This is a genomic window from Mannheimia sp. (assembly GCF_056854775.1).
Window position 1 is genome coordinate 1 of sequence record NZ_JBXGGI010000088.1, and the last position, 4,460, is coordinate 4,460.

The 4,460-nt window shown below is 39.3% G+C and carries 4 protein-coding genes and 1 pseudogene; all 5 read left to right on the top strand.

The window, feature by feature from the left end; translation table 11 throughout:
* Positions 1–295, top strand: a 295-nt coding sequence (lolB, locus tag ACJHV0_RS06175; RefSeq protein WP_483133676.1) for a lipoprotein insertase outer membrane protein LolB, incomplete at its 5' end; no start/stop codon positions are given.
* Positions 283–1,146, top strand: coding sequence for a 4-(cytidine 5'-diphospho)-2-C-methyl-D-erythritol kinase (gene ispE / locus ACJHV0_RS06180; protein ID WP_483133677.1), 864 nt, complete (start codon positions 283–285; stop codon positions 1,144–1,146). The genes lolB and ispE, both read left to right, overlap by 13 nt.
* A 15-nt stretch (positions 1,147–1,161) precedes the next feature.
* On the top strand, positions 1,162–2,112 hold the full coding sequence (locus ACJHV0_RS06185; protein ID WP_025236145.1) for a ribose-phosphate pyrophosphokinase: 951 nt from the start codon (positions 1,162–1,164) through the stop codon (positions 2,110–2,112).
* A gap of 75 nt (positions 2,113–2,187) precedes the next feature.
* Positions 2,188–3,198 carry a quinone-dependent dihydroorotate dehydrogenase gene (gene pyrD / locus ACJHV0_RS06190; RefSeq protein WP_483133678.1) on the top strand — a complete coding sequence of 337 codons (1,011 nt, stop codon included), beginning with the start codon at positions 2,188–2,190 and terminating at the stop codon, positions 3,196–3,198.
* 330 nt (positions 3,199–3,528) lie between these two features.
* Positions 3,529–4,460 (top strand): annotated as a pseudogene (gene aceE / locus ACJHV0_RS06195) (pyruvate dehydrogenase (acetyl-transferring), homodimeric type); the annotation flags it as partial.

Sequence of the window (4,460 nt, forward strand, 5' to 3'; positions counted from 1 at the left end):
AGGTAATAGCCGTTCAGATCGTGATATTGATGCCCTAATGCAAGAGATTATCGGAGTGTCGTTCCCAATCGACCAATTTGCCTATTGGGTAAAAGGTCAGCCTGAAAAAGAAGGGAATTATATTGTGAATGAAAAACGTCAGCTTTCACAATTTAGTTATCCGCTGAATGGCACGATTTGGAAAGCAAGTTATGTGGAATATCACGAAGATCGTGTACCGAATTTGCCAAAATTAATTGTGCTTGAAAACGGTACGCAGACGTTAAAAATCCGCATTGAAAGATGGACTTATTAATGGAAAAAGTGATTTTACCCAGTCCGGCTAAATTGAACCTGTTTTTGTATATTACCAATAAACGGGCAGATGGCTATCACGAGTTGCAAACGCTATTTCAATTTTTAGACTTTGGCGATGAAATTGAGATTGAAATTACCGATAACCCTGAAATTGAGCTAATAAATCAAGTTGAAGGTGTGGCGGTTGGAGATAACTTAATTTACCGAGCTGCAAAACTTTTGCAAAAAACGACCGCTTGCAACAAAGGGGCGAAAATTGGCATTACTAAAAATTTGCCGATGGGCGGCGGTGTGGGTGGCGGTTCATCAAATGCCGCTACAGTGTTGGTGGGCTTAAATCATTTATGGCAAACAGGGCTTTCACTTGAGCAGTTGGCGAAATTAGGGCTAAGTTTAGGGGCTGATGTGCCGATCTTCGTCAGAGGTATTGCCGCTTTTGCCGAAGGGGTTGGAGAAGTTTTAACGCCTTGTGAGCCGGAAGAAAAATGGTATGTGGTATTAAAGCCTGAAGTTTCCATTTCAACGGCAGTGGTTTTTAACGATCCAAACTTACCTAGAAATACGCCAAAACGCACTTTATCAGAATTATTATCTTCAAAATGGGCAAACGATTGCGAAAAAGTTGTGCGAGAAAGGTATTCTGCGGTTGAAGATCTTATGCAAGAATTGTTACAATATGCACCGTTTAGGCTGACAGGCACTGGTGCTTGTATTTTCGCCGAATTTGATACAAAAGCAGAAGCCGAGCAGGTTTTTGCACATAAGCCGGAAGAGACATTTGGCTTTGTGGCGAGAGGACAAAATATTTCGCCATTACATCAAAAATTACTCCAAACTAACCACCAATAACCAAAGGATCACTCAATGACAGATATTAAACTGTTTGCGGGCAACGCAACGCCGGAACTCGCTAATCGTATTGCAAAACATCTTTATACCTCGTTAGGTAATGCAACTGTTGGTCGTTTTAGCGATGGTGAAATTCAAGTGCAAATCAATGAAAATGTGCGTGGAGGCGATATTTTCATTGTGCAATCAACTTGTGCACCAACTAATGATAATCTTATGGAATTGATTGTGATGGTGGACGCTCTACGTCGTGCTTCTGCCGGTCGTATTACAGCAGTTATCCCATACTTTGGCTATGCTCGCCAAGATAGACGTGTACGTTCAGCTCGTGTACCTATTACAGCAAAAGTGGTAGCAGACTTCTTATCAAGCGTGGGTGTTGATAGAGTATTAACTTGTGATTTACACGCAGAGCAAATTCAAGGATTCTTCGATGTGCCGGTGGATAACGTATTTGGCTCACCGGTGTTAATCGAAGATATTTTGAAGAAAACCGATTTAGTGAACCCGATTGTGGTTTCTCCGGATATCGGTGGAGTAGTGCGTGCAAGAGCGGTAGCTAAATTGCTTAATGATACGGATATGGCAATTATTGATAAACGTCGCCCGAAAGCGAATGTATCTCAAGTAATGCACATTATTGGTGATGTGGCTGAGCGTGATTGTATCTTAGTTGATGATATGATCGATACTGGTGGCACATTAGCTAAAGCAGCTGAAGCATTAAAAGAGCGTGGTGCTCGTCGTGTATTTGCTTATGCAACGCACGCGGTGTTCTCAGGTTCTGCTGCTCAAAACTTAGCAAACCCGGCATTAGATGAAATTGTGGTAACAGATACAATTCCGTTAAGCAATGAAATCAAAGCTCTTAACAAAGTACGAGTTTTAACTTTATCAGGAATGCTTGCCGAAGCAATCCGCCGTATCAGCAATGAAGAGTCTATCTCTGCAATGTTTGATGCTTAATGATTTTATTGCCCGAATGCCCAATCCTATGATTGGGCTTTTTTATAACTGTTTATAATTAGGGAAAATATCTGTATGTATTCTCTTATACGTCAATTTTTATTTTTGCTTGATGCTGAAAATGCACATCAATTTTCCATTCAAGCATTAGGATTAGTAGGAAAGCTACCTTTTTCGCCGTTCTCCATACCCTCTAACCCAATAACAGTAATGGGACTACATTTTAAAAATCCGATTGGTTTAGCGGCAGGAGCAGATAAAAATGGTGAAGCCATTGATGGCTTTGGTAAATTAGGGTTTGGCTTTATTGAAGTGGGGACGGTTACGCCTGTTGCACAAGACGGAAACCCTAAACCAAGGCAGTTTCGAGTTTTGGAAGCTGAAGGCATTATTAACCGTAACGGCTTTAATAACAAAGGGGTAGATGCTTTAATTGAAAATGTGAAAAAAGCAAAATATGACGGCATTCTAGGAATTAATATCGGTAAAAATGCGATCACGCCGATTGAGCGTAGCTTAGATGATTATTTGATTTGCTTACGCAAAGTGTATGAATATGCGGATTATGTAACGGTTAATATCTCATCGCCAAACACTAAAAATTTGCGTAGTTTGCAATATGGCGAAGCCTTAGATGATTTACTGTATAACCTTAAGCAAGAACAAGTATTACTTTCGCAAAAAATTGGTAAATATCGACCGCTTGTATTAAAAATTGCCCCTGATTTAACCGATGAAGAAATTGCGTCTGTTGCAGATAGTCTGGTTCGACATCAAATTGATGGTGTCATTGCAGGTAATACCACGCTTTCTCGTGAAAGTGTGGTTGGTCTAACGCACTCTGAGCAGCAAGGTGGATTAAGTGGTAAGCCACTGCATCAATTAAGTACTAAATTGATTGCAAGATTATCTACAGAATTAAACGGGCGTGTACCTATCATTGGAAGCGGAGGCATTCATTCACTAGAAAGCGGGCAGGAGAAAATTGATGCCGGTGCGAGTTTACTTCAAGTTTACTCTGTGATGATTTATCAAGGTCCATCACTTATTCAAGAGGTTGCTAAGGTTCGTTTAAAGCAAAAATAGAATGTGATGTTACTTTATTTTCATAAATGGAGAAGAAAGCCTTCCCCTTGAAAATTAGACAAAACCAGCGATTTTTGCTATCTTGCACTACAAATTTATCTACAAAATTTAAACAAATTTTATAATTTTCTGTAAAAAACGTTTAAAATCAAATAGATAATTAGTTTACTTGTGGTTTTTAGTCTTAAGTTTCAGCTAAGAAGAAATTCAAAATAGCGATTTAAGATGAATTTTTTCGATCAAAATTGGTCTAAAAACCATCAAACAAGCAAAATTTGTTAAAATTTTGTTATTTATACTTCAATCATTAATTTAATAAGGAAGAATACTATGTCAGAGAACTTGAGAAATGACGTAGATCCAATCGAAACTCAAGATTGGTTAGCATCACTCGATTCATTAATTCGTGAAGAAGGTCTAGAGCGTGCTCAATTTATTGTTGAACAAGTTATTAGCCAAGCTCGTGCTGGCGGTGTTTCATTGCCAACAGGTACAACGACAGATTATGTAAACACGATTCCTGTTTCTGAGCAACCAGCTTATCCGGGTGATCATAAAATCGAGCGTCGTATTCGTTCTGCGGTACGTTGGAACGCGATTGCAACAGTACTTCGTAGCCAGAAAAAAGATCTTGACTTAGGTGGACACATCTCAACATTCCAATCAGCGGCTACAATGTATGAAGTTTGTTTCAACCACTTTTTCAAAGCTCCGACTGAGAAAAATGGCGGTGATTTAATCTTCTTCCAAGGACACGCTGCTCCTGGTATGTATGGTCGTGCGTTCTTAGAAGGTCGCATTACTGAAGAACAAATGGATAACTTCCGTCAAGAAGCTTTTGTTGACGGCTTATCTTCTTACCCTCACCCTAAATTAATGCCTGAATTCTGGCAATTCTCAACCGTATCAATGGGTTTAGGTCCTGTTAATGCTATCTACCAAGCACGTTTCTTAAAATATTTAGAACATCGTGGCTTAAAAGATACCGCAGATCAAAAAGTTTATGCCTTCTTAGGTGATGGTGAGATGGACGAAATTGAGTCTAAAGGTGCATTATCTTTCGCAGGTCGTGAAAAATTAAATAACCTTATCTTCACTATTAGCTGTAACTTACAACGTTTAGATGGTCCGGTAAACGGTAATGGTAAAATCGTTCAAGAATTAGAGGGCGTATTTACTGGTGCCGGCTGGGAAGTGATTAAAGTATTATGGGGTAGTGAGTGGGATAAATTATTCGCAAAAGATACTTCAGGTAAACTAAG